Origin of the sequence: Clostridium sp. FS41 (assembly GCF_000954015.1) — a bacterium.
Classification (GTDB): Bacteria; Bacillota; Clostridia; order Lachnospirales; family Lachnospiraceae; genus Enterocloster; species Enterocloster citroniae.
In genome coordinates, this window is record NZ_JYHN01000059.1 from 255,549 (window position 1) to 280,309 (window position 24,761).

Below are 24,761 nucleotides of genomic sequence, written 5' to 3' on the forward strand. Positions count from 1 at the left end.
ATAACGATATTCGATATAATAATTATAATATCGATATTCGATATAGTCAAGTATGTTTTGTATTAGATGAGAAACATGAAAAAAAGCTCTTGATATGACCCTTGGTTACCATTTATAGTAAAGCTGTTTATAGAATTTTTATAATTATACAAAAGGGTAGGAGAAGAGTATGAAAGATTTAACACCGCAGCTGTTTCTGTCCATGAAACAGTATTCCAAAGAACAGTTTGTCAATGACGTGGTATCGGGCATTATTGTGGCGATCATAGCCCTCCCGCTGTCCATCGCCCTGGCCCTTGCTTCGGGTGTGACGCCGGAACAGGGCCTTTACACTGCCATTGTGGCCGGCTTTGTGATCTCCTTTTTAGGGGGAAGCAAGGTGCAGATCGCAGGGCCCACCGCTGCATTTGCCACCATTGTTGCCGGTATCGTGATCAAAAATGGGACGGAGGGACTGGCGGTGGCCACGATCCTGGCCGGCATTCTGCTGATCATTATGGGCGTGCTGCGCCTGGGAAGCCTGATCCGGTTCATTCCATATACTATCACCACTGGTTTTACCACCGGTATTGCTGTCACCATATTCATTGGGCAGATCAAGGACTTTATGGGACTGACATTTGAAACATCCCCTGTGGAGACCATGGAAAAGCTTCATGAAGTCATTGCCTGTGCAGGCACCTTTAACCCCATGGCGGTAGCGGTGGGGGCGCTGTCCCTGGGAATCCTTATTATATGGCCCAGATTTTTTAAGAAGATACCCCCCTCGCTTGTGGCGGTGATCGTTTCCGCCGTGCTGGTAAAAGGCCTGGATCTGAGAGTAAATACCATTGGGGATCTGTACACCATATCCTCCAGCCTGCCCGCTTTTCACCTGCCCCAGATCTCCTTTGAACTGGTCCGCAGGGTCATGCCTGATGCTCTGACCATTGCGGTCCTGGCAGCCATTGAATCCCTTTTATCCTGTGTGGTTGCAGATGGCATGGTGGGAGGAAAGCATAATTCCAACATGGAACTGATCGCCCAGGGAGCGGGCAATGCGGCTTCCGCCCTGTTTGGCGGGATCCCGGCCACGGGAGCCATTGCCAGGACTGCGGCCAACATTAAGAACGGGGGGCGCACACCGGTGGCCGGTATGGTCCACGCCGCCGTCCTTTTGTTAGTCCTTATTTTCCTTATGCCCTATGCGGCTCTGATCCCCATGCCGGCCATTGCCGCCATCCTTTTTATGGTGGCGTATAATATGAGCGAGTGGAGGGAATTTCTGGATGTGGTAAAGACCTCTCCCAAAAGCGATACCGCAGTACTGCTGATCACATTTTTCCTCACCGTGGTGTTTGATCTGGTGATGGCCATCGGAGTGGGGCTGGTCCTGGCCTCCCTGCTGTTTATGAAACGGATGTCTGATGTTTCCGATATATATGGATGGAAGTATGAGGAGGATGACAGGGAAGGGGATGACAGGGAACGAATTGACTTAAAGCCGGTGCCAAAGCATGTGATGGTGTTTGAGGTGGACGGCCCCATGTTTTTTGGCGCAGCGGACAAGATTGCCCAGATTCCCCTTGACACAAAGAAACAGGTCCTGATCCTGCGCATGAGAAGTGTTCCAGCCATGGATGCAACTGCGTTAAACAGCCTGAAAAAGCTTCATGCCCGGTGCCGCAAAGCACACATCACAATGATCCTGTCCCATGTCAATGAGCAGCCCATGTCAGTGATGGAAAAGTCCGGTTTTGACCTGGAGATCGGCAGGGATAATATAGCTGTCTCTATTGACGCGGCCTTAAGCCGCGCTGCCATGATTGACAGAACAGCTGAATCAGTATAGACTGTGAGTGACTGAATAATTTGACGCGGTCCCGAATAGATTGAGAGTACAAAAACGGCTCCATGACAGGGAATGAGGAAGACATGCAGGGAGGGCCGGGAAAAGAGGAACAGGTATGAAGGTTGTTGATATGCATTGTGACACCATTTCAGAAATATATAAGGATCACAGGGCGGGCGGAAACGCATCGATCCTGGAGAATTCCATGATGATCGACCTTAAGAAAATGCAGGCAGGTGATTACGGGCTCCAAAACTTTGCCCTATATACCAATCTGGACCGGGCGGAGGGGAAGCCCTTTGAATACTGTATGCAGCTTCTGGATACATTCTATAATGAGATGGAAGCCCACAGGGATATGATCGGTATTGTAAAATCCTACAAAGATATTGAGGAGAACTGGAAGCAGGGAAAGATGTCGGCCCTTCTGACCATTGAGGAGGGAGGCGTTTGCCAGGGGGAACTGGGGTTTTTACGCAATTTCTACCGGCTGGGTGTCAGGATGATGACCCTGACCTGGAACTATCCAAATGAACTGGCATTTCCAAACAAAAGGGAAATGCAGGAAAATGGCCGTTCCCGTCTGGTGGCGGACACGGAAAACGGCCTGACAGAAACAGGGGTCCGGTTTGTCCGGGAAATGGAGCGCCTGGGAATGATCATCGACATTTCCCATTTAAACGATGCGGGGATCTGGGATGTGTTCCGCCATACAAAAAAACCGTTTGTGGCCAGCCATTCCAATGCAAGGGCAGTTGCCTCCCATGCCAGGAACCTTACTGATGAGATGATACGCGCCCTGGCGGAGCGGGGAGGAGTGGTGGGGATTAATTACTACTCCTGCTTTTTACACGATTTTGCAGAGGGAGAATCTGAGATCAGCCACATTTCCCATATGGTGGATCACATGAAGCATATCCGCAACATAGGCGGAATCGGCTGTCTGGGCCTGGGATCTGATTTTGACGGGATCGAATGTGAACTGGAGATGAAGGACGCATCCCAGCTGTCCCTTTTGGCAGATGCCATGAGCAGGGAAGGCTTTTCCCAGTCGGACATAGAGGCTGTTTTTTATAAAAATGTCCTGGGATTATACAGGGAAATCCTCTGATCGTAAAAAATTTACGCAGATTTTACAATTCCATGGGGCGGATTTTACTTGCATTTGGTATGCTGTTTACATATCTTCCATGCACGGCCGTGTGTATACGGATGGCAGCCTTGTACACGGATGGCAGTCTTATACGTGGAAGCTACATACTCAGAAAGGCGGAGAAGCAGAGATGGAACGGATTTATATCATAGAGGATGATGAGAATATCAGGAACCTGTTAAAGATTGCCCTGGAGGGCTTTGGCTATGATCCGGAAGGGTTTGAGACAGCCGAGGAGGGCCTGGCAAGGATGAAGGAAGAAAAGCCGGACCTTGCCATCTTTGACTGGATGCTTCCGGGGATGGACGGAATTGAGGCGATCAAGCAGGTCAGGCTTTCAGAAGGACTTAAGGATATTCCCATCATGCTTCTGACCGCCAAGGAAAAGGAACTGGACAAAGTGGTTGGACTGGACTGCGGGGCGGACGATTACATGGTTAAGCCTTTTGGGGTCCTGGAATTGTCAGCCCGTATCCGAAGCCTGCTGCGCAGGACCAGGAGGGAGGAGGAACGGGACGTACTGTCTTACCAGGGGATTTCCGTAAACCGAAAGACCAGGGAGGTTATGAGCAGCGGCCGGGTGTCGGAGCTGACCCTGAAGGAGTTTGAACTTCTGGTATATCTTTTGGAAAACCAGTCCCGGGTGGTAACAAGGGATGAACTGCTAAACCGGATATGGGGTTATGAGTATGACGGGGAGACAAGGACCTTGGATATGCATATACGTACCCTGCGCCAGAAACTGGGCGAAGAGGGGGGATCCTGTATCAAGACGGTCAGGGGAGTGGGCTACCGCATGATCAAGGCGGAAGCATAGCTCGCTGAGTATGTTGGAGTTACCTTAGGAGGAGATCATGCGTAAAGCCATATTGGAACGCTTTATTCTTGTATTGTTAGCGGCGCTGTGTATTAACAGCGTCATCTTTTATATTGCCAGCAGCAATATGATCCTGACCACGTCCAGCCGGGACATGAAATACACCATCAGGGCCATTGACAGCATACTGGATTATGACGGGGACCTGATGAGCCAGATGCACAAGCTGGAGGCATTTACAGACCAGGATTCCAGCCGGGTCACCCTGATCAGGACAGACGGAACCGTTATCACGGATTCGGATGCGGATGCGGAGTATCTGGACAATCATCTGGGCAGGGAAGAGATACGGATGGCGGTGGAAAAGGGGGAAGGGCATGCCAGAAGGTATTCCAGCACCCTGGGGAAGACCATGCTTTACGTGGCCTGCCGGTCGGACCACGCCGACATGGTCCTGCGGCTGGCCGTACCCTATTCGGGCATCAGCGAATACCTTCCCATGCTGCTGCCTGCCGCCATTGTAAGCTTTGGGGCGGCTATGCTGTGCTCCCTGATCACCACCCAGCGGTTTGTGTCCTCGGTCACCAGGCCCATGAGGGATATTTCCAGGAAAATGCTGCAGGTAAAGGGGGATTACACGGAGCTGCATTTTGACAGGTACCAGTATCCGGAGATCAATGTCATTGCCGAGACCATCACTAATATGTCCCAGAATGTGAAGGAGTATCTGAGCCAGATCGACAGGGAAAAACAGATACGCCAGGAATTTTTCAGCAATGCATCCCATGAGCTGAAGACCCCCATTACCTCGATCCAGGGATATGCGGAACTGCTGGAGAGCGGGATGATCCAGGATGAGTCCATGAAAATGGATTTTGCCAGGAGGATTAAGAAGGAGGCGGCCAATATGACAGGCCTTATCAATGATATCCTGATGATTTCCCGGCTGGAGGCAAAGGATGCGGAGGTGGTGATGACCGATGTGCGCATCAGCGTGCTGCTGGAGGAGATCATGGACAGCTTAAAGCCCCAGGCGGCATCCAGCCAGGTGTTCATGCATGTGGACTGCCAGCCCCTGTGCATAAAGGCCAATGTCCAGCAGATCAAAGAGCTTCTCACCAACCTTTTAAGCAATGCGGTAAAATATAATCACCCAGGAGGACAGGTTTGGATCAATATCCGGGAGCAGGACGACAACATGGTCATCCGGGTGCGGGACAATGGAATGGGGATCCCTGAGGAGAGCTTAGACCGCATTTTTGAGCGGTTTTACCGCGTGGATAAGGGGCGCAGCCGCAAACAGGGAGGCACGGGCCTGGGACTTTCCATTGTGAAGCATATTGTGAATTTTTATCATGGAACCATCCATGTGACCTCCAGGCTGGAACAGGGCACGGAATTTGTAGTCTCTCTCCCCTTAAACCGCTGTGAAAAATAGATTGTACGCAAAAAAATACACTTTATCGCTTTAAATTCGCAGGAATTTAAAGTAATAAAATTGACGGCGGAATTTTTTTGTAGTATGATAGAAAACATCCGTGAACGGGAGCAATCTATGGGATGAAAAGAGGAGAGAGCATTATGAAAAAAACATCAAAGATCATGTCTCTGGTGCTTGCGGGTGCCATGGTTCTGTCCATGAGCGCATGCGGCGGCAGCACGGCAGGGACAGCAGCAGACACCACGGCGGCAGATACCGCAGCGGCAACCGCTGCAGAGGCGGCTGAGACATCCAAGGAAGATGCCGGGGAAGCCAAGGAGACATCTGCACAGGCAGCGGACGGCACGGTTTATAAGATCGGCGTCCTTCAGCTGGTCCAGCACACGGCTCTGGATGCGGCAAACCAAGGTTTTATCGCAGCCCTGGATGATGCGGGAATCGCATATGAGGTGGATCAGCAGAACGCATCCGGCGACCAGTCCGCCTGCCAGACCGTTGCATCCAAATTTGCTAATGACAAAAAGGATCTGATCCTGGCCATTGCGACCCCGGCAGCACAGGCCGTGGCAGGCGCTGTTTCAGATGCACCCGTGCTTGTGACAGCAGTGACCGACCCTGCTGAGTCAGGCCTTGTGGATACCAATGAAAAGCCAGGGGGCAATGTAACAGGAACCTCTGACCTGACCCCTGTAAAGGAGCAGGTGGAGCTGCTTCAGAAGATCCTTCCCGATGCAAAAAAAGTGGGGATCCTGTACTGCTCAGCAGAGTCCAATTCCGAGATCCAGGCACAGATGGCAAAAGAAGCCATTGAGGCGGCGGGAATGACCAGCCAGGATTTCACCGTATCCAGTTCCAATGAGATCCAGACCGTTGTGCAGTCCATGGTGGGCAAGGTGGATGCCATCTACGCGCCAACGGATAACACCATTGCGGCCGGTATGACCACGGTGGGCATGGTTGCAGGGGACAACAAACTTCCTGTTATCTGCGGAGAGTCCGGAATGGTGGAGAACGGCGGTCTTGCAACTTACGGGATCGACTACTACCAGCTGGGCTACATGACCGGCCAGCAGGCAGTGAGGATCCTTACTGAGGGAGCTTCACCGGCCGATATGCCAATCGAGTACCTTCCGGCTGAAAAGTGTGAGCTGACAGTCAATGAGGAGACAGCTTCCACACTTGGAATCGATGTATCTAATCTGAAGTAATATTTGTATCAGGATGTTTCCCAAAGGCGGTGCTGCGGGGCTCCGGCGGACATGAAGATCCGCCGGAACCTGCGGCACCCCATTTTAGCGTTCAGGAGCAATCTTTTTTTGGTTAAAACTGGTTATGTGATAGATGGTTTGCTCAAGCCGGAGCGCGCTGCCATGGGAGGTTTGGGCAAGCTATTTATAGAATGATCAAAATAGCAGTACGAAAATGCACTACAAATGGAGGTTTAAGATGAATATACTAAATGCGTTGCAGGGCATGGGCCCCGCGCTGTTGGATGCAGTGGGGCAGGGTGTGCTCTGGGGGATCATGGTATTGGGCGTGTACATAACATATAAGCTGCTTGATATCGCGGATTTGACCGTGGACGGCAGCTTTGCCCTGGGCGGCTGCGTGTGCGCCATGCTGATCGTAAACAGGGGCATGGACCCGGTGGCGGCCTTGGCTCTTGCCACCCTTGCGGGCATGGCGGCAGGCTTTGTCACAGGTATCCTGCACACCGTGTTTGAAATCCCATCCATTCTGGCAGGGATCCTGACCCAGATTTCTTTGTGGTCCATCAATCTGTGGATCATGGGCAATAAGAGCAACCTTCCTCTTCTGAAGGTGGATTCCATGGTGACCCAGCTTTCAGGGGCCACGGGGCTGAACCAGGCCCAGTCCTCCCAGGTGATCGGCATTATCGCGGCGGTGATCGTTGTGGCGGTCCTGTACTGGTTCTTTGGCACGGAAATAGGAAGCGCCCTCAGGGCAACGGGCAATAATGAGGATATGATACGGGCATTGGGGGTCAATACCAGTGTTACCAAACTCCTGGCCCTGATGATCAGCAATGGTCTGGTGGGCATGTCGGGAGCACTGGTGTGCCAGAGCCAGAAATACGCAGACATACAGATGGGCACCGGAGCCATTGTGATCGGACTGGCGGCCATCGTGATCGGAGAAGTGATCTTTGGATGGTTCCGCAACTTTGCCTGCAAACTGGCGGCAGCGGTCATTGGTTCCGTTATCTATTTTGTGATCCGTGCCGTTGTGCTGCAGCTGGGGCTGAATCCAAACTATATGAAGCTGCTTTCCGCCATCATTGTGGCCCTGGCCCTGTGTATCCCGGTGGCGGCCGCAAAATGGAAAGCCTATAGGGCATATTCAGAAGGAGGGGAAAGCTGATGCTGGTACTGACTAATGTGAGAAAGACATTCAACAAGGGAACCATCAACGAAAAGAAGGCTTTAAACGGTATCGACCTTTCCCTGAAGGACGGTGATTTCGTCACTGTCATAGGAGGCAACGGCGCCGGTAAATCCACCATGCTCAACATGATAGCAGGGGTGTATCCCATTGATTCGGGAAAGATAGAGATAGACGGGATCAATATTTCCAGACAGCCGGAGCACAAGCGGGCCAAATACATCGGACGCGTGTTCCAGGATCCCATGAAGGGCACGGCCGCGGGTATGGAGATCCAGGAAAACATGGCGCTGGCTTTTAGAAGAGGGCAGAGGCGCGGTCTGGGCTGGGGGATCCGCGCCAATGAAAAAGACTATTACAGGGATATGCTCACCCGCCTGGGCCTTGGGCTTCAGACCAGGATGACCAGCAAGGTGGGACTTTTGTCCGGCGGACAGCGTCAGGCCCTGACACTTCTGATGGCAACCCTTCAGAAGCCCAGGCTCCTGCTTCTGGATGAACACACGGCCGCCCTGGATCCCCAGACTGCAAAAAAGGTTCTGGACCTGACCAATGAAATGGTAACGGAACAAAAGCTTACAGCACTTATGGTAACCCATAACATGAAGGACGCCATCCAGATCGGCAACCGTCTCATTATGATGAATGACGGCCGTATCATTTACGATATTTCCGGCGAGGCCAAGAAAAATCTTACCGTGGATGATCTTCTTAAAAAGTTCTCCGAAGCCAGCGGAGGCGAGTTTGCCAATGACAGAATGATGCTCTCCAAATAATTCCTTACGAAATTTAAGAAATATTTCACTTTTTCCCATACAATTTTGTGATATACTTTACGCTGTATGAGTTTACATGCCGAAAAACTAATTTGGAGACGAACGGAATCATGCTTGAACATAAGGATTATTTATCAAGCCTTAACAAGGCCAGAAGAAAACGTAATCAGAACATAGACCCCAGATATCTCCTGCTTTTGCTGGCAGCAGTGATCCTGGTGGGCTTAATTGTTGTGGGAATCAAGACCGTAAAGAAGCCGGCCTCCGGGCGGGTGGCGGGAAGTACGCCTTCACAGGAAGGCCAGATCGCTACCCCGGCTCAGGCACAGGCGGAAGGTTCACTGTCACCGGAGGAGGAGGCCGCCAGGAAGGAAGAGGAGGAGATTGATAAAACCATCAGCTCCTACACCAACCTGGGTATTGTGCAGGTGTCCGGATATCTGAATATCAGGGAGACACCCAGCACGGACGGTAAGATCATCGGTAAGCTGTCCGGAGACGGCGCCTGCGAGATACTGGGCACAGAGGGAGACTGGTCCCACATCACCTCAGGCGGTGTGGACGGATATATCAGCAACCAGTACCTGCTCACCGGGGAGGAAGCAAGGGCCAAGGCAAAAGAACTGGTTAAGCTGAGGGCCACGGTTACAGCGGACAACCTTAACATCCGCCAGGCACCGGAACTGGATCCCAGCAATGTGGTGGGACAGGCCTTAAAGGGCGAACGGTATGTGGTCCTGGGGCAGCAGGACGGATGGATCCAGATCGAAGAAGGCTATATATCAGCGGATTATGCGGATGTTTCCTATTCCCTGAATGAAGGACGCAAACTGGATATGAAGGCCATGGCCATCAACCAGTACGACAATCTGGTGATATCCAAGGTGAATAATTACCTGAATGTGCGGGCCGAACCCAAGCAGGACGGAAAGATCATTGGCAAGATGACAAGTAAGGCGGCAGGTGAGATCCTGGAGACCCTGGATGGATGGTACAAGATCAAATCAGGCCCCATTATCGGTTATGTATCCGCGGACCCGCAGTTTACGGCCACCGGCCAGGAGGCCAAGGATATTGCCATGCAGACAGCTGCGTTGAAGGCTGTTATCAACACGGATGTGCTCAACGTGCGCACGGAGCCCAGCACGGATTCCAAGATCTGGACCCAGATCGTAAAGGATGAGAGATATCCGGTAGTGGCCCAGCTGGACGGATGGGTAGAGATCGAGCTGGATTCTGTGGATGAGGAAGATGGAAGCACCAAGGATAAGGCGTACATTTCCACAAGGGATAACAATGTGGAGGTGCGTTATGCCCTGAATGAAGCCATCAAATTCTCGCCTCAGGAGGTTGCGGCTAATAACGCGGCATCCCGCCGTTCCCAGATTGTCAACTACGCACTGCAGTTTGTGGGAAATCCCTATGTTTGGGGCGGTACCAGCCTTACAAAGGGAGCGGACTGCTCCGGATTTACCATGAAGGTAATGGAACACTTTGGTGTTTCCCTTCCCCATTATTCCGGCTCCCAGGCCAAGATGGGCAAGGCGGTTACCTCCGGCAACATGAGGCCGGGTGATCTGATCTTCTATGCGGGCAGCGGCGGAAAGATCAACCATGTATCCATGTATATCGGCAACGGACAGGTGGTCCATGCAGCCAGCCGAAAGAGCGGCATCAAGATCTCCACCTGGAACTACAGGTCTCCGGTGGCGATCAGGAACGTACTGGGCGATTGATGAGCCGCCCTGAACTGTTGCAAAATTTCATAGATAAGTAAATGCAGCAGCCGGTCAGCGTATATTTTTGCTGGCCGGCTGTTTTTGTAACCTGGAAGCATTGTGATCCTCATATGCATATTTTGTCCCTGTTGGTGCAGACTATCCATAGACTGCGGATAGTAACGTAATACTTCATGAAAGGGAGGTCCGGTCATGGGACAGGGAAAAAATAACAAGAAAAACAGGAATGAAAACCAGGAACCTGAAAAAAAGGATGACGAAGCCAAAAAGCTGGAAAAAGAAATAGAGGAAAAAGAGGATAACCGCCTGGAGGAGTATGGCCAGGTCATTCTGGAGGACAACCGTAAACAGAGGAAGATCCACCTGATCACCATTATCGGCGAGGTGGAGGGACATGAGAATTCTTCAGGGAGCAGCAAGACCACCAAGTATGACCATATTCTTCCAAAACTGGCTGAGATCGAGGATGACGACAGCGTGGACGGACTTCTGGTCCTTCTCAACACCTCAGGCGGGGATGTGGATGCGGGGCTGGCGATCGCTGAGATGATCGCTTCGCTCAGCCTGCCTACCGTATCCCTGGTACTGGGAGGCAGCCACTCCATCGGCGTGCCCCTGGCAGTGTCCACCAACTATTCCTTTATCGTGCCCTCAGGAACAATGATGATCCATCCGGTACGCATGACAGGCATGGTGATCGGAACAGCCCAGACCTACGAGTATTTTGAAATGATACAGGACAGGATCCTCACCTTTGTGGCAAACCATGCGGATATCGCCTACGACCAGCTCAGGGATCTGATGCACAACACAAAGATGCTGACCCGGGACCTGGGCACCGTGCTGGTGGGAGAACAGGCTGTGGACGCAGGACTGATCAACCGGGTGGGCGGAATCAAGGAAGCCCTCGGAAAGCTGTATGAAATGATAGATGAGAGGGAGCGCCGCAGATGATCGCCAGGTGATGGATCCAAAAATCCGGATCCGGTTGCGCCGGAGCAAAAGCACGGGGGAGAGACTGGCTCCATGATAAGATGTATGCAGGGAAGCATCATAAAAAGTCTCCCCCTCCCGGCTTCAATTCACTTGAATTTTCATGATAAATAAGGCATAATAGGTACTATACAAAAGAATTGCCATAAAATACCATGGAATAAAGTGGAGGAACTCCAAGTATGGAAAAGACAGGCAGGGAGATTACCCAGGAACTGTTAAGCGGGTTTTGTATCCATTTAGAGGAATCAGGATATGCGAAAGCGACTGTGAACAAATATAAAGCGGACCTGATGCAGTACATATTATTTTTGGAAGGCGCGCCGGTGTGTGAAGAGGGACTGAGCCGTTACAGGGAATACCTGGAGCAGCAGTACCGGACAAGCAGCGCCAATTCCAAGATTGCGGCGGTCAATGCCTTTTTTAAGTCCGTTGGCTGGGAGTACCTGATTCCGGCCCTGGAGCCGGGAGAGAGCCTTCCGGTGATGGGGGAGGAGCTGACCCTGTCCGAGTACAGGCAGCTGTTAAAGGAGGCAAAGCAGCAGGGGAACCTGCGCCTCTATTATCTGATCCAGATCCTGTCTTCCACAAAGATCAATATAAGCGAGCACCGGTATGTGACCGTGGAGGCTGTATCCCGAGGATATATGGTGATCCCCCGTGGAAAGAGATCACGGGTGATATTTATACCGGACCGTTTAAGGCGTCAGATCCTGACGTATTGCAAGAAGCAGGAGATCCAGAGCGGACCTGTGTTTGTGAACTGGAAAGGGACGCCCCTGGACCGGAGCAATGTCCATAAGTACCTAAAGCGCCTGAGCCAGAATGCAGGAGTGGATCCTGAAAAGGTCAATCCCAGAAGCCTGACCCGTGTGGTGGAATTCAGTTCGGCCGTATACATGCTGGATGAAAAGATGGCAGGTGAGGTACAGGACCCGTAAACAGACGGGAAATCATAGCGAAAAGCCAAAAAACTTCGGACCTCTGCCAGGGGGTCCGTTTTTTAAGCGTTGCATTTCTCCGGATTTTTTTGTATACTAGCTATAACTGGGCCTAAATGGAAGAACACAGTGTTTGGATACCCAGGAAATAACATCAGACTTGTAAGTGAATGACAGGGGGCTATATTTGTGGCTGATTCAAGCAAACGACAGCAGAGTGGAAACAGAAAACCGGGCAGGCCAAAGGGCAGCACATCAGGAAAGGGCAGCTCGTCCTCAAAAGGCCGCAAAACCTCAGGAAAAAAGGGCTATACGGAAGAAAATACAGAGTTTATGAGAGCAGAAGTGGTCATCATCTGCTCTTTTGCTGTTGCCATCCTTTTGTTTTTAAGTAATTTCAGGCTGTGCGGCGTGGTGGGTGATGTACTCAGAGGCGTACAGCTGGGGATCTTTGGTATGGTGGGATATCTGGTGCCTGTACTTATTTTTGTGGGCACCTGTTTTCATCTGTCCAATCAGGGAAACCTTCATGCGGCCATGAAACTGGCGGCAGTGGTGGCGGCAGTGGTCACGATCTGCGGGCTGCTCCAGCTCTTTTTCGGGACCGCTCCCGCAGGGGCGCCATGGGGGGACTATTATAAGCAGTCCTACCTGACCGGCGTTGGAGGCGGATGGATCGGCGGTGTTTTGACCTCTTTTCTTATTATCGGACTGGGAAAACCGGGAACCTTTCTGATCCTGGCCGTGCTGTTTATCATCTGCATGGTGTGCATCACGGAACGCTCCTTTGTAAACGTTGTAAAAAAGGGCGGGGACAAGGCTTACCAGTACGCCAGGGAAGATATGGACAGGCGCAGGGAAGTGCATGCCCAGAGGGCGGAGGAGAGAAAGCGCCTCAGGGAGGAACAGAAGGTCCGGGGCGTCAACCTGGATGCCACGCGGCTTACTGCTTATGACGATTATGATGAGGAAGAGTATGATGAGGAAGAGTTTGACAGGGAGTTCGGCGCTGATCTGGATGAGATCCCAGATGAGTACCAGGACAGCCCTGCCATGGACAGCGTGGCGGCATCCGGCGCTCCGGTCATGGTGAATGAGTTCAGGGGCAAATTTGATCCGCCCTTAAATCACGGGCAGGAGGATACGGATGGGCTTGACCTGGATGATGTGGGAGCATTGGCCAGGTCTATTGAAGGGCACAGCAGACGGGAGTCCGATGCCCCTGTGGTGACGGGGATTTCGGTGGAGGAAGACGGATTTGGGTATGATGACCAGGATACCATCCGTGTACATAAGGATAACCGGACCCTGGAGGAGATGGATATGGCGGACTCCCTGAAGGGGGAGCCGTCAGGGTACAGTGAAGTGCCCTGGGACAGCCGGGAGGAAGGGATACCAGGGGAGAGCGGGGACTTTTCCGGTATGGATACATACAGCCGGGACACCTCGGAGCAGGGCCTTAATTATGACAGTGTATTTGTTCCCGAGGAGCCCAAGCGTGTGGTGACCGCATCGGGAAAAGTTATTGAGACCGAGACCGAACTGCTTCAGAAAAAAATAGAAAAGAAACATGAGGAGACAGCGGCCAAGGATGAAACTGATCTGACCGTTGCCGAGGAGATCAAAAAAAAGGAAGAGGTGGTAAAAAAGGAATATATATTCCCTCCCACCAGGCTTCTGAAAAAGGGCAATAAAAATCCAGGAGCTTTTTCCGGCGATGAGTATAAGGCCACGGCCATCAAGCTGCAGCAGACCCTGCACAATTTTGGCGTGGGCGTGACCGTGACCAATATAAGCTGCGGGCCGGCCGTTACACGGTATGAACTTTTGCCTGAACAGGGTGTGAAGGTGAGCAAGATCGTGGGCCTTACCGATGACATCAAACTGAGTCTGGCAGCTGCGGACATCAGGATCGAGGCGCCCATTCCGGGTAAGTCTGCGGTGGGGATCGAGGTGCCCAATAAAGAGAACAACATGGTATATCTCAGGGACCTGCTGGAGGCGGACGGGTTCACAGGCCATAAATCCCGGCTGGCCTTTGCAGTGGGAAAGGATATCGGCGGCCAGGTGGTGGTGACCGACATTGCCAAGATGCCCCATCTGCTCATTGCAGGCGCCACTGGTTCGGGCAAATCCGTGTGTATCAACACCCTGATCATGAGTATTATATTTAAGTCCAGTCCGGATGATGTAAAGCTGATCATGGTGGATCCCAAGGTGGTGGAGCTTAGTGTGTATAACGGGATCCCCCATCTTCTGATCCCCGTGGTGACAGACCCTAAAAAGGCATCCGGCGCTCTGAACTGGGCGGTGGCTGAGATGACGGACCGGTACAAGAAGTTTGCAGACTGCAATGTCAGGGATCTGAAGGGATATAATGAGAGGGTCGAGAAGATAAAGGATATAGAGGATGAGAATAAGCCTGAGAAACTGCCTCAGATTGTGATCATCATCGATGAGCTGGCAGATCTTATGATGGTGGCCCCGGGAGAGGTGGAGGATTCCATCTGCCGCCTGGCCCAGCTGGCCAGGGCAGCTGGCATCCATCTGGTGATCGCAACCCAGAGGCCCTCTGTGAATGTCATCACAGGCCTGATCAAGGCCAATGTGCCGTCCAGGATCGCATTTGCCGTATCCTCGGGTGTGGACTCCAGGACCATCATTGACATGAACGGGGCTGAGAAGCTGCTGGGCAAGGGCGATATGCTCTTTTATCCGGCCGGTTTCCCCAAACCCCAGCGCGTCCAGGGAGCCTTTGTATCGGATGAGGAAGTGGGCCGTGTGGTGGACTTCCTTACGGAGCAGGGCATGGTGGCGGAGTACAATCCGGAAGTTGAGAGCCGGGTGTCCTCGCCCAGCGCCGATACAGGGGGAGCACAGAGCGACAGGGATGAATATTTTGTCCAGGCAGGCAAATTCATTATAGAAAAAGAAAAGGCATCCATCGGTATGCTTCAGAGGATGTTTAAAATAGGTTTTAACCGTGCGGCCCGCATTATGGACCAGCTGGCAGATGCCGGTGTGGTGGGCGAGGAAGAGGGGACAAAACCCAGGAAAGTGCTCATGACCATAGAGGAATTTGAAGAAATACTGAAATAAGGAAAATAAATTATTTTAAGGAGGATGTATCCATGAAATCAGACATTGAGATTGCTCAGGAAGCGGTAATGCAGCCCATTAAGGAGATTGCTGCCTCTTACGGGATTTCGGAGGATGACCTGGAGCTTTACGGCAAATATAAAGCCAAGCTCACAGATGAACTGTGGGAAAAGGTAAAAGACAAACAGGACGGAAAGCTGGTGCTGGTGACAGCCATCAACCCCACGCCTGCCGGTGAGGGCAAAACCACCACCACCGTGGGGCTGGGGGAGGCCTTTGGCAGGATGGGGAAAAACGCCATCATAGCCCTGAGAGAGCCGTCCCTGGGCCCCTGCTTCGGTATCAAGGGCGGGGCTGCCGGAGGCGGATATGCCCAGGTGGTTCCCATGGAAGACCTGAACCTGCATTTTACCGGAGACTTTCATGCCATTACCTCAGCCAATAATCTGCTGGCCGCTCTCCTGGACAACCACATCCAGCAGGGAAATGCCCTGGGCATCGACCCGAGGCAGGTGTTGTGGAAACGGTGTGAGGACATGAACGACAGGGCCCTGCGCAATATTGTCATTGGACTGGGGGCAAAGGCTGACGGCATGGTGAGGGAAGACCATTTTGTGATCACGGTTGCCTCAGAGATCATGGCCATTCTCTGCCTGGCAGACAATATGGAAGATTTGAAGGAGCGTCTGGGACGCATTATTGTGGGCTACAGCTTTGCAGGACAGCCTGTGACGGCATCGGACCTGCATGCGGTGGGAGCCATGGCGGCTCTTTTAAAGGATGCCTTAAAGCCCAACATGATCCAGACCCTGGAGCATACAGGCGTGCTGGTGCACGGGGGACCGTTTGCAAATATCGCCCATGGCTGCAACAGCGTAAGGGCAACCAAGACAGCCCTTAAGCTGGCGGATATCGTGGTCACGGAGGCGGGCTTTGGCGCTGATCTGGGAGCCGAGAAGTTTCTTGACATCAAGTGCCGGAAAGCGGGGTTAAAGCCGGATGCAGTTGTGCTGGTTGCAACGGTGCGGGCGCTTAAATACAACGGCGGGGTTCCCAAGGACCAGCTTGGACCGGAGAACCTGGAGGCATTAAAGCGGGGGATCGTAAACCTGGAAAAACACATAGAGAACATCCAGAAGTATGATGTCCCTGTGGTTGTGACCCTGAATTCCTTCACAACAGATACAGAGGCGGAATATGCTTATATTAAGAAATTCTGTGAGGATATGGGATGTCAGTTTGCATTGTCCGAAGTTTGGGCAAAGGGGGGCGAGGGCGGGATTGCCCTGGCTGAAAAGGTGCTGGAAACCCTGGAGCACAGGCCCGGAAACTTCCATGTGCTGTATCCGGATGAGATGGGGTTAAAGGATAAGATCCATACCATTGCCACTGAGATTTACGGCGCGGACGGTGTTTCCTATACTCCGGCCGCATCTAAGGCCCTGAAGAACATTGAGGACATGGGATTTGGAAATCTTCCTGTCTGTATGGCAAAGACCCAGTACTCCCTGTCTGATGACCAGACAAAGCTGGGACGTCCCACTGCATTTACCATCAATGTAAGGGATGCATACGTATCCGCGGGGGCCGGTTTTGTGGTTGCCCTTACAGGTTCCATCATGACCATGCCGGGTCTTCCAAAGAAACCGGCTGCGGAGAATATTGATGTGGATAAGAACGGAAAGATCACAGGACTTTTCTAATATAACGGACTGCCGTGACAGAATGGATAGAGAGGACAACATATGGTATTAAGAGATTGGCTAGAGGGGCTTGGGTATGAACTGGTACAGGGAAGCCTGGACCGGGAAGTGACAGAGGTGGTGTATGATTCCAGGAAAGTGGTTTCCGGGGCTGTGTTTGTCTGCATGGCGGGAACCAGGGTGGATTCCCACGGGTTTGTGCCCCAGGTATTAAAAGCCGGTGCCAGGGTGCTTGTGACAGAGCGGGGGATTGAAGGGGAGATGGCCCGGTCGGGATTGTCCCCGGAGGAACTGGCGGATGTGACCGTACTCAGGACAGAGGACGGCCGCCGTGCCCTGGCTCTTTTATCCGCGGCCCGGTTTGGTTATCCTGCTAAAAAGATGATCACCATCGGGGTCACCGGAACAAAGGGAAAGACCACCACGACCCATATGATCAAAGCCATATTGGAAGCGGCAGGCAAAAAGGTGGGAATGATCGGAACCACGGGAATCGTCATAGGCGACACCGTTACCCCCACCATGAACACCACGCCGGAGTCCTGGCAGCTGCACCAGGCATTTTCCCAGATGGCAAAGAGCGGATGCCAGTATATGATTATGGAGGTATCCTCTCAGGGGATCAAGATGCACAGGGTGGATGGGATCACCTTTGATTACGGTATCTTTACCAACATTTCCCCTGACCACATCGGTCCGGATGAGCACGCGGATTTTGAGGAGTATCTGTATTACAAGTCCAGGATCCTGAACATGTGTAAGGTGGGCCTTGTGAATGCCAATGACAGCCATTTTAAGGCCGTTGTGAGGAACGCGTCCTGCGCCATCCACACCTACAGTGTTCTGGAGGAGGGGGAGGGTGTGCCGGATGCTGATTTTACCGCATCCAACATCCGCTATGTGTCCCGTCCGGATTTTGTGGGCACTGAGTTTGATGTAAAGGGCAGATATGAGATGGATGTGCGCCTTGGGATCCCGGGGCTGTTTAATGTGGACAATGCGCTGGCGGCAGTGAGCATTTGCAGCTTCCTGGATCTTTCAAAGGAGAGGATCAGCCATGCCCTGGAGCATGTCCGGGTCAATGGACGGATGGAGATCGTACACACCTCCGCCCGCTGCACCGTGCTTGTGGATTATGCCCACAATGCAGTGAGCATGGAAAGCCTGCTGTCCACACTGCGCCAGTATCATCCAAAGCGCCTGGTGGTGGTGTTTGGATGCGGCGGAAACCGCTCTAAGGAGCGCAGGTATTCCATGGGTGAGATCGGCGGAAGGCTGGCTGATTTAAGTATTGTGACCGCGGACAATTCCCGCTTTGAAAAGGTGGAGGATATTATTGCGGACATAAGGGGAAGCATTGAGAAGACCGGAGGCGTGTTTATAGAGATACCCGACCGGCGGGAGGCCATCGAATACAGCATTACCCATGCCCGGCCCGGGGATATGGTTGCGGTGATTGGAAAGGGCCATGAGGACTACCAGGAAATTAACGGTGTGCGCTATCATTTCCTGGACAGGGAAGTCATTGAAGAAGTAGTAAACAGGCTGGGAGATGAGGCATAAAGATGAAAGAGATAACAGCAGCGGAACTGACACAGGCCGTGGGAGGCAGACTTTTATGGGGAGAGGGTGAGATACTCATCGGGCATATCAGCCTTGATTCCAGGAAAATGGAGGGCGGCGACCTTTTTGTGCCCATCATAGGGGAAAATGTGGACGCCCATGATTTCATATGCCAGGCCCTTGGAAATGGGGCATCAGCCGTATTTACCAGCCGCCATCACTCCCCGGAGGATGTGCAGGAGACTGTTAAGGCTCAGTCGGGGGATGACTCTGCCAGACGGGAACGCGCCCTGGCGGCCGCCTGGATCCAGGTGGAGGATACCAGAAAAGCCCTTCAGGATTTTGGGGCGTACTGCAGGGCAGGCAGGACCCTTCCCCTGGTGGGGATCACAGGAAGCGTGGGGAAGACCACGACCAGGGAGATGATCGCTGCTGCCCTCAGTGCTGGATTTTGCGTGTATAAGACACCGGGCAACAGTAACAGCCAGGTGGGTGTACCCATTACCATTGCCGAGATTCCGCAGGAGGCCCAGATCGGAGTCATTGAACTGGGCATGAGTGAGCCGGGAGAGATGACAAGGATTGCCAGAGTGGCTCAGGTGAACTGCGCTGTGATGACCAACATAGGTGTGACCCACATTGAACAGCTGGGATCCCAGCAGAATATCCTGGAAGAAAAACTCCACATCCAGGACAATATGGCAGCTGACGGCCTGCTTGTGCTTAACGGGGATGACGGGCTGCTTAGGGATGTGGTTCCTGAGAACGGCAGAAGGAAGATCCTTTACGGATTGTCTGAGGGCTGCCATTACAGGGGGGAGGACCTTCACCTGGAACAGGGGTATCCTGTGTTTACGGCAGTCCATGGCAATGAGCGCGTTGCAGTCCGCCTGCGCGTCATGGGCAGCCATATGGTCAGCAACGCCCTGGCAGCCCTGGCCGTTGCCGGAACATACGGTGTTCCCATGAAAGCGGCGGCTGAAAAGCTGGAGGAGTTTGAAGGATATAAGGGAAGACAGCAGATCTTCACGCTGGACCGTGTGACGGTGATCGATGACAGCTATAATGCAAGCCCTGTATCCATGAAGGCGGGCCTGGAAGTGCTCTGCTCCGTGGCGGGAGAGGGAAGGAAAATCGCTGTACTGGCGGATATGAAGGAACTGGGAGCGGATGCCCCCAGGTTCCACCGAGAGATCGGCGCATATATCGCCGTTCATCCCGTGGATCAGGTGGTTCTGCTGGGGGAACTGGCTGCTGAGATAGGAGATGAGCTGGCTGCTCTGGCGCCCGGAATTCCCCAAGTATCTTTAAGGGAGCTGGGAGAAGTGGAGCATTGGCTGGATGAACACCTGAAGCCGGAGGACTGTGTGCTGTTCAAGGGGTCCAACAGCATGAAGCTGTCCCTGGCAGTGAAACACTTAAAGGAACAGGCCGCCCTAAATAAAATATAAGGTAACAGTTTCGGGACGGAACAGTTACAATATAAGAAAGACAGTACAGAAAACCATGCAGGAATGGATGACAGGATCCTTATGCCATGGTTTTCGTACTGCTTTTTTTATATCTGTTGTTTATCGGAACGGTTGGTCTGCCCAGAACTGCCGTCCTGCCCAGAACGGTTGGTCTGTCCAGAACTGCCGTCCCGCCCAGAACGTTTGGCCTGCCCAGAACTGCCGTCCTGCCCAGAACGGTTGGTCTGTCCAGAACTGCCGGACTGTCCTGAGCTGCCGGATTTCCCCGAATCCTCCTTTTTTTCTGAGTCACAGGGCTGGCATAACGCCTGGTGGGCGGCGATCGTATTGAGCGTATCACCCAGCTGCGAGTAAATGGAACTGATAAGGGCAATTTCCTCAGGCGATCTTCCTTCGGCGATACAGCAGGCAAGGGCTGATATGGACATTACTAATTCACATGATTGCATCTGATTCACCTCATATCATCATATGAGGTGGGGAGAGTATTTAGAATATTGGATAATAACAGCGCTAATTGCGGGGAGAGAGAATAAAAAGTGCATGTCTTTTTGCTGTTCGGGGAAGAATATTTCTCCATGAAGATAAATTCCTGGAAAAACAGGTACAGATAAGGAGAAAGACAAAAATGAAGCAGCATAAGGATGACAGAAAGATACTATGGCATACCCTTGCTTTTATGGCATTTTCCACAGTGTGGGGATTTGGGAATGTGATCAACGGATTTTCAGAGTATGGCGGGCTGAAGGCGATCGTGTCCTGGATCCTGATATTTGCGATCTACTTTGTGCCCTATGCCCTGATGGTGGGAGAGCTGGGATCCACCTTCAAACATGCGGGAGGCGGTGTCAGCTCCTGGATCCATGAGACCATCGGTCCTAGGATGGCCTATTATGCGGGATGGACCTATTGGGTAGTGCATATGCCCTATATCTCACAAAAGCCTAATTCCACGGTGATCGCGGCCAGCTGGGCCTTGTTCCAGGACAAGAGGGCCAGCGGCATGAATACCACGGTGATGCAGCTGATCTGTCTGGTGATCTTCCTGTTTGCAATGTATCTGTCCAGCAAGGGAATGAGCGTGCTCAAGCGTTTGTCCACTCTGGCCGGATCAGCCATGTTCATTATGTCCATGCTGTTTATTGTAATGATGGTGGCGGCGCCGGCCCTGACCACCGGCGCCTTTGTGCCCATTGAATGGTCGGTGCGGACCTTTATGCCTACCTTTGATATGAGTTTCTTTATGGGGCTCTCGATTTTGGTATTTGCAGTGGGCGGCTGTGAGAAGATATCTCCCTATGTAAATAAGATGAAGGACCCTGCCAGGGACTTTTCCAAGGGAATGGTTGCCCTGGCTCTTATGGTGGCTGTGACCGCCATCCTGGGAACCATTGCCCTGGGCATGATGTTTGACTCCAACCATATTCCTGGTGATCTGATGACCAACGGAGCTTATTATGCGTTCCAGAAATTAGGAGAATACTATCATATGGGCAATTTTTTTGTGGTAGTATATGCCCTGACCAATCTCATCGGTCAGTTCTCCGTCATGGTATTGTCCGTGGACGCGCCGCTGCGCATGCTTTTGGACAGCGCTGACTCCCGGTTCATACCAAGCAGGATGTTTGAGAAAAATGAACACGGCACCTATGTAAACGGCCACAGGCTGGTTCTGCTCATTGTGTGTGTACTGATCGTTGTGCCTGCCTTTGGGATCAAGAATGTGGACGTGCTGGTGCGCTGGCTGGTGAAGGTCAATTCCGTCTGCATGCCCCTTCGCTATCTCTGGGTGTTTGTGGCATATATCGCGTTAAAAAAGGCAGGGGACAAGTTTCAGGCCGAGTATCGCTTCCTGAAGGGGAGGATTCCGGGAATCCTGGTGGGAACCTGGTGTTTTGTTTTTACCGCATTTGCATGTATCACAGGTATTTATTCCGAAGATCCCTTCCAGCTGGTACTCAACATCATCACGCCCTTTGTGCTGGTGGGATTGGGCTTTATCCTGCCGTGGATGGCTGAGAGGGAGAAAAAAGCCTGATCGCCCGTTATCTGGCCTATTGCCTGAGCGCGGGCTTTGTGGTACAGTATTTAGGTATGAAACCAAAAGGAATCAAAGGAGAATAAGACATGACATTAGATAGAAACGACTGCAGGAAGACAGCGGAGGGACTGATCCGTTTCCTGGAAGACAGCCCCACCAGTTTTCATGCAGTGGAGAATATAGGCAGACTGCTCTGTGAAGCCGGGTTTACCCAGCTCCATGAAGGGGAGGCATGGGAACTTCGCCGGGGCGGTTCCTATTTTGTAACAAGGAACCAGTCCTCCATTCTGTCATTTAAGATACCTTTGGGAGCATTTAACGGATTTCATCTGATCGCAAGCCACAGTGACTCACCTTCCTTTAAGATCAAGGAGAATCCCGAGATGGAGGCAGGAGGGCACTATATCAAACTGAACGTGGAAAAATACGGCGGAATGCTGTGCGCGCCCTGGATGGACAGGCCCCTTTCCGTGGCGGGCCGCCTGGTTGTCAGGGAGGGAAAACGCCTGGTGACAAAGCTGGTGAAGGTGGACCGGGACCTGCTGATGATCCCCAATCTGGCCATCCATTTTAACAGGGAGGTCAATGACGGCTATAAATACAACCCCCAGGTGGATATGCTGCCTCTGTACGGAGATGCCTCTGCCAAGGGGACTTTTATGAAAACCGTGGCTGAGAGCGCCGGGGTCAGGGAGGAGGATGTCCTGGGCCATGACCTGTTCCTTTACAGCAGAACACCGGGGACGATTTGGGGAGCTGACGGCGAGTTTATCTCCTGCGGCCGCCTGGACGACCTGCAGTGTGCGTTTGCATCCCTAAAGGGCTTTTTGGAAGGGGAAAATTCTGAAAATGTGTCTGTCCACGCCGTGTTTGACAATGAGGAAGTGGGAAGCGGCACAAAACAGGGAGCGGATTCCACTTTCCTGGAGGATACGTTAAAGCGGATCAACAGAAATCTTGGGAGAAGTGAGGAGGAATACCTCATGTCCCTGGCATCCAGCTTCATGATATCGGCGGACAATGCCCACGCGGTCCATCCCAACCTTGACCTTAAGGCGGACCCCACCAACCGGCCCTATATGAATGAGGGAATCGTCATCAAGTACAATGCCAACCAGAAATACACCACGGATGCTGTTTCGGCAGCCATGTTTAAGGTACTCTGCCAGGAGGCGGACGTGCCCTTCCAGACCTTTGCCAACCGTTCCGACATGCCCGGGGGCTCCACTTTGGGCAACATCAGCAATGCCCATGTAGCGCTTAACACCGTGGATATCGGTCTTCCCCAGCTGGCCATGCACTCACCCTATGAGACGGCGGGGATAAAGGATACCTGCTATCTGGTCCAGGTGGCTAAGCATTTTTATTCCGCCGGTATCAGGGCGGGTGAGTCGGGAAGTTATGAGATAATATAAGGATGGTATGATATGTTTTCCAGAAAACAACTGATAAAGCTGCTGGCGCCGCTGATCGTGGAACAGATCATGGCAGTGCTGGTGGGAATGGTGGATGTGGTCATGGTGGCTGCCGTTGGCGAGGCCGCCGTATCCGGGGTTTCACTGGTGGACTCCATCAGCGTGCTGATCATACAGATCATGGGAGCCCTGGCAACCGGGGGCGCGGTGATCTCGGCGCAGTATTTGGGCAAGGTGCAGCCAAGGGATGCCCGCAAGGCGGCCGGGCAGCTGGTCACCGTGACCCTGGCCCTTTCCATGGTGGTGACAGGGATCGCGATCCTTGGGAACAGGCATCTCTTGGGCGCTATTTTTGGAAGGGTGGAGACTTCGGTCATGGACAATGCCCAGACATATTTCTGGATCACGGCCCTTTCCTACCCCTTCATCGGGCTGTATAACGCCTGTGCGGCCCTGTTCCGCTCCATGGGTAATTCCAAGGTATCCATGATGACCTCCCTTGTGATGAATGTGATCAACATTGCGGGCAATGCCGTCTGCGTGTTCGGCCTTGGGATGGGGGTGGCCGGAGTGGCTTATCCCACCCTGTTAAGCCGTATCATAGCAGCGGCCATGATGCTGGTGCTGATCCAGAACCGTCATAATTCCATCCGCCTTAACAGCCTGAAGCTCCTTGTGCCGGATGTGAGGATGATAAAGAACATACTCTCCATCGGCATACCGGGCGGGTTGGAAAGCGGTATGTTCCAATTTGGGAAAATCTTCCTCCAAAGTCTTGTGTCCTCCCTGGGCACGGCTGCCATTGCCAGCTATGCGGTTGCCAGCAATCTGGTGACCATCCTGTACCTGCCCGGAACTGCCATCGGGCTGGGGCTGATCACCATTGTGGGCCAGTGCGTGGGTGCCGGAAGGCTGGCGGAGGCAAAGCATTATGCAAAGACCCTGATGGGGGTAAATTACGGGATTCTGGCAGTGCTCAGTACCGCCATGGTGGTGTTCTCAGGCCGGCTGGTGGGGATCTACCATCTCTCGGAACAGGCGTCCCGGCTGTCCAGGGAACTGATTACAGCCCACAGCATAGCCATGATCTTGTGGCCCCTGGCCTTTATCATTCCCCATACCCTGAGAGCGTCCCTGGATGTGAAATTCACCATGGCGGTAGCCGTGTTTTCCATGTGGGCGTTCCGCATCGGGTTTGCATACTTGTTTGTGAATATATGTAAGCTTGGGGTGATGGGAGTGTGGTACGGTATGTTCATTGACTGGATCTTCCGCGCCTTTGTATTCTCGTGGCGTTTCAAAGGGTTTGAAAAACGGGCCGTGGCTGTGAAGTGATGTGTGCCATTATCCACTGAGGGAAAATACTGTAGGATA

General features: G+C 52.5%; 18 protein-coding genes. 17 read left to right on the plus strand and 1 reads right to left on the minus strand.

Annotated features, from left to right (window positions below; translation table 11 throughout):
- The first annotated feature begins 169 nt into the window (after window positions 1-169).
- The 14 genes from CLFS41_RS13225 to murF all read left to right on the plus strand — a co-directional run bounded on the left by CLFS41_RS13225 (window position 170) and on the right by murF (window position 19,910).
- A complete protein-coding gene (locus tag CLFS41_RS13225; RefSeq protein ID WP_007858230.1) occupies window positions 170-1,831 on the plus strand; it encodes a SulP family inorganic anion transporter in 1,662 nt (553 codons plus the stop codon).
- Between the two features lie 115 nt (window positions 1,832-1,946).
- The gene (locus CLFS41_RS13230) at window positions 1,947-2,942 is read left to right on the plus strand and encodes a dipeptidase (protein WP_045092529.1); all 996 of its coding nucleotides are present in this window, start codon (window positions 1,947-1,949) and stop codon (window positions 2,940-2,942) included.
- A gap of 172 nt (window positions 2,943-3,114) precedes the next feature.
- The gene (locus CLFS41_RS13235) at window positions 3,115-3,801 is read left to right on the plus strand and encodes a response regulator transcription factor (protein WP_045092666.1); all 687 of its coding nucleotides are present in this window, start codon (window positions 3,115-3,117) and stop codon (window positions 3,799-3,801) included.
- A gap of 37 nt (window positions 3,802-3,838) precedes the next feature.
- Window positions 3,839-5,239: an ATP-binding protein gene (locus CLFS41_RS13240; RefSeq protein ID WP_007858223.1), complete on the plus strand. Its 1,401-nt coding sequence runs from the start codon at window positions 3,839-3,841 to the stop codon at window positions 5,237-5,239.
- 143 nt (window positions 5,240-5,382) lie between these two features.
- A complete protein-coding gene (locus CLFS41_RS13245; RefSeq protein ID WP_007858214.1) occupies window positions 5,383-6,450 on the plus strand; it encodes an ABC transporter substrate-binding protein in 1,068 nt (355 codons plus the stop codon).
- Window positions 6,451-6,688: 238 nt separating this feature from the next.
- Window positions 6,689-7,624 carry an ABC transporter permease gene (locus CLFS41_RS13250; RefSeq protein WP_007858212.1) on the plus strand — a complete coding sequence of 312 codons (936 nt, stop codon included), beginning with the start codon at window positions 6,689-6,691 and terminating at the stop codon, window positions 7,622-7,624.
- Complete coding sequence (locus tag CLFS41_RS13255; protein ID WP_045092530.1) at window positions 7,624-8,421, plus strand: ABC transporter ATP-binding protein; 798 nt, start codon at window positions 7,624-7,626, stop codon at window positions 8,419-8,421. Before CLFS41_RS13250 ends, CLFS41_RS13255 begins: the two co-directional genes overlap by 1 nt.
- Window positions 8,422-8,531: 110 nt before the next feature.
- On the plus strand, window positions 8,532-10,157 hold the full coding sequence (locus CLFS41_RS13260) for a C40 family peptidase (protein ID WP_007858210.1): 1,626 nt from the start codon (window positions 8,532-8,534) through the stop codon (window positions 10,155-10,157).
- A gap of 195 nt (window positions 10,158-10,352) precedes the next feature.
- Entirely contained in the window at window positions 10,353-11,114 is a 762-nt protein-coding gene (locus CLFS41_RS13265; RefSeq protein ID WP_007858209.1) for an ATP-dependent Clp protease proteolytic subunit, read from the plus strand.
- Between the two features lie 221 nt (window positions 11,115-11,335).
- Entirely contained in the window at window positions 11,336-12,094 is a 759-nt protein-coding gene (locus CLFS41_RS13270) for a tyrosine-type recombinase/integrase (RefSeq protein ID WP_007858208.1), read from the plus strand.
- A gap of 333 nt (window positions 12,095-12,427) precedes the next feature.
- Window positions 12,428-15,193 (plus strand): DNA translocase FtsK, encoded by a 2,766-nt coding sequence (locus tag CLFS41_RS13275; RefSeq protein WP_264470446.1) that lies wholly within the window; start codon window positions 12,428-12,430, stop codon window positions 15,191-15,193.
- 32 nt (window positions 15,194-15,225) lie between these two features.
- Window positions 15,226-16,896: a formate--tetrahydrofolate ligase gene (locus tag CLFS41_RS13280; protein ID WP_007858196.1), complete on the plus strand. Its 1,671-nt coding sequence runs from the start codon at window positions 15,226-15,228 to the stop codon at window positions 16,894-16,896.
- Between the two features lie 42 nt (window positions 16,897-16,938).
- On the plus strand, window positions 16,939-18,459 hold the full coding sequence (locus tag CLFS41_RS13285) for a UDP-N-acetylmuramoyl-L-alanyl-D-glutamate--2,6-diaminopimelate ligase (RefSeq protein ID WP_045092531.1): 1,521 nt from the start codon (window positions 16,939-16,941) through the stop codon (window positions 18,457-18,459).
- A gap of 2 nt (window positions 18,460-18,461) precedes the next feature.
- On the plus strand, window positions 18,462-19,910 hold the full coding sequence (gene murF, locus CLFS41_RS13290) for a UDP-N-acetylmuramoyl-tripeptide--D-alanyl-D-alanine ligase (RefSeq protein WP_045092532.1): 1,449 nt from the start codon (window positions 18,462-18,464) through the stop codon (window positions 19,908-19,910).
- Window positions 19,911-20,017: 107 nt separating this feature from the next.
- Here murF and CLFS41_RS31165 read toward each other — a convergent pair whose 3' ends face one another.
- Window positions 20,018-20,380, minus strand: coding sequence for a DUF6774 domain-containing protein (locus CLFS41_RS31165; RefSeq protein WP_347468335.1), 363 nt, complete (start codon window positions 20,378-20,380; stop codon window positions 20,018-20,020).
- A 179-nt stretch (window positions 20,381-20,559) separates the two neighbouring features.
- Between CLFS41_RS31165 and CLFS41_RS13300 the strand changes: the two genes are divergently transcribed.
- The 3 genes from CLFS41_RS13300 to CLFS41_RS13310 all read left to right on the plus strand — a co-directional run bounded on the left by CLFS41_RS13300 (window position 20,560) and on the right by CLFS41_RS13310 (window position 24,722).
- A complete protein-coding gene (locus tag CLFS41_RS13300; protein ID WP_007858170.1) occupies window positions 20,560-21,969 on the plus strand; it encodes an amino acid permease in 1,410 nt (469 codons plus the stop codon).
- Window positions 21,970-22,058: 89 nt separating this feature from the next.
- Entirely contained in the window at window positions 22,059-23,387 is a 1,329-nt protein-coding gene (locus CLFS41_RS13305) for a M18 family aminopeptidase (protein WP_007858169.1), read from the plus strand.
- A 12-nt stretch (window positions 23,388-23,399) separates the two neighbouring features.
- A complete protein-coding gene (locus CLFS41_RS13310; protein WP_045092533.1) occupies window positions 23,400-24,722 on the plus strand; it encodes an MATE family efflux transporter in 1,323 nt (440 codons plus the stop codon).
- The last annotated feature ends 39 nt before the right edge of the window (window positions 24,723-24,761 follow it).

Coding starts and splice junctions, on each gene's coding strand:
- CLFS41_RS13225 (WP_007858230.1), top strand. CDS start 170: ATGAAAGATTTAACACCGCAGCTGTTTCTGTCCATGAAACAGTATTCC.
- CLFS41_RS13230 (WP_045092529.1), top strand. CDS start 1,947: ATGAAGGTTGTTGATATGCATTGTGACACCATTTCAGAAATATATAAG.
- CLFS41_RS13235 (WP_045092666.1), top strand. CDS start 3,115: ATGGAACGGATTTATATCATAGAGGATGATGAGAATATCAGGAACCTG.
- CLFS41_RS13240 (WP_007858223.1), top strand. CDS start 3,839: ATGCGTAAAGCCATATTGGAACGCTTTATTCTTGTATTGTTAGCGGCG.
- CLFS41_RS13245 (WP_007858214.1), top strand. CDS start 5,383: ATGAAAAAAACATCAAAGATCATGTCTCTGGTGCTTGCGGGTGCCATG.
- CLFS41_RS13250 (WP_007858212.1), top strand. CDS start 6,689: ATGAATATACTAAATGCGTTGCAGGGCATGGGCCCCGCGCTGTTGGAT.
- CLFS41_RS13255 (WP_045092530.1), top strand. CDS start 7,624: ATGCTGGTACTGACTAATGTGAGAAAGACATTCAACAAGGGAACCATC.
- CLFS41_RS13260 (WP_007858210.1), top strand. CDS start 8,532: ATGCTTGAACATAAGGATTATTTATCAAGCCTTAACAAGGCCAGAAGA.
- CLFS41_RS13265 (WP_007858209.1), top strand. CDS start 10,353: ATGGGACAGGGAAAAAATAACAAGAAAAACAGGAATGAAAACCAGGAA.
- CLFS41_RS13270 (WP_007858208.1), top strand. CDS start 11,336: ATGGAAAAGACAGGCAGGGAGATTACCCAGGAACTGTTAAGCGGGTTT.
- CLFS41_RS13275 (WP_264470446.1), top strand. CDS start 12,428: ATGAGAGCAGAAGTGGTCATCATCTGCTCTTTTGCTGTTGCCATCCTT.
- CLFS41_RS13280 (WP_007858196.1), top strand. CDS start 15,226: ATGAAATCAGACATTGAGATTGCTCAGGAAGCGGTAATGCAGCCCATT.
- CLFS41_RS13285 (WP_045092531.1), top strand. CDS start 16,939: ATGGTATTAAGAGATTGGCTAGAGGGGCTTGGGTATGAACTGGTACAG.
- murF (WP_045092532.1), top strand. CDS start 18,462: ATGAAAGAGATAACAGCAGCGGAACTGACACAGGCCGTGGGAGGCAGA.
- CLFS41_RS31165 (WP_347468335.1), bottom strand. CDS start 20,380: ATGCAATCATGTGAATTAGTAATGTCCATATCAGCCCTTGCCTGCTGT.
- CLFS41_RS13300 (WP_007858170.1), top strand. CDS start 20,560: ATGAAGCAGCATAAGGATGACAGAAAGATACTATGGCATACCCTTGCT.
- CLFS41_RS13305 (WP_007858169.1), top strand. CDS start 22,059: ATGACATTAGATAGAAACGACTGCAGGAAGACAGCGGAGGGACTGATC.
- CLFS41_RS13310 (WP_045092533.1), top strand. CDS start 23,400: ATGTTTTCCAGAAAACAACTGATAAAGCTGCTGGCGCCGCTGATCGTG.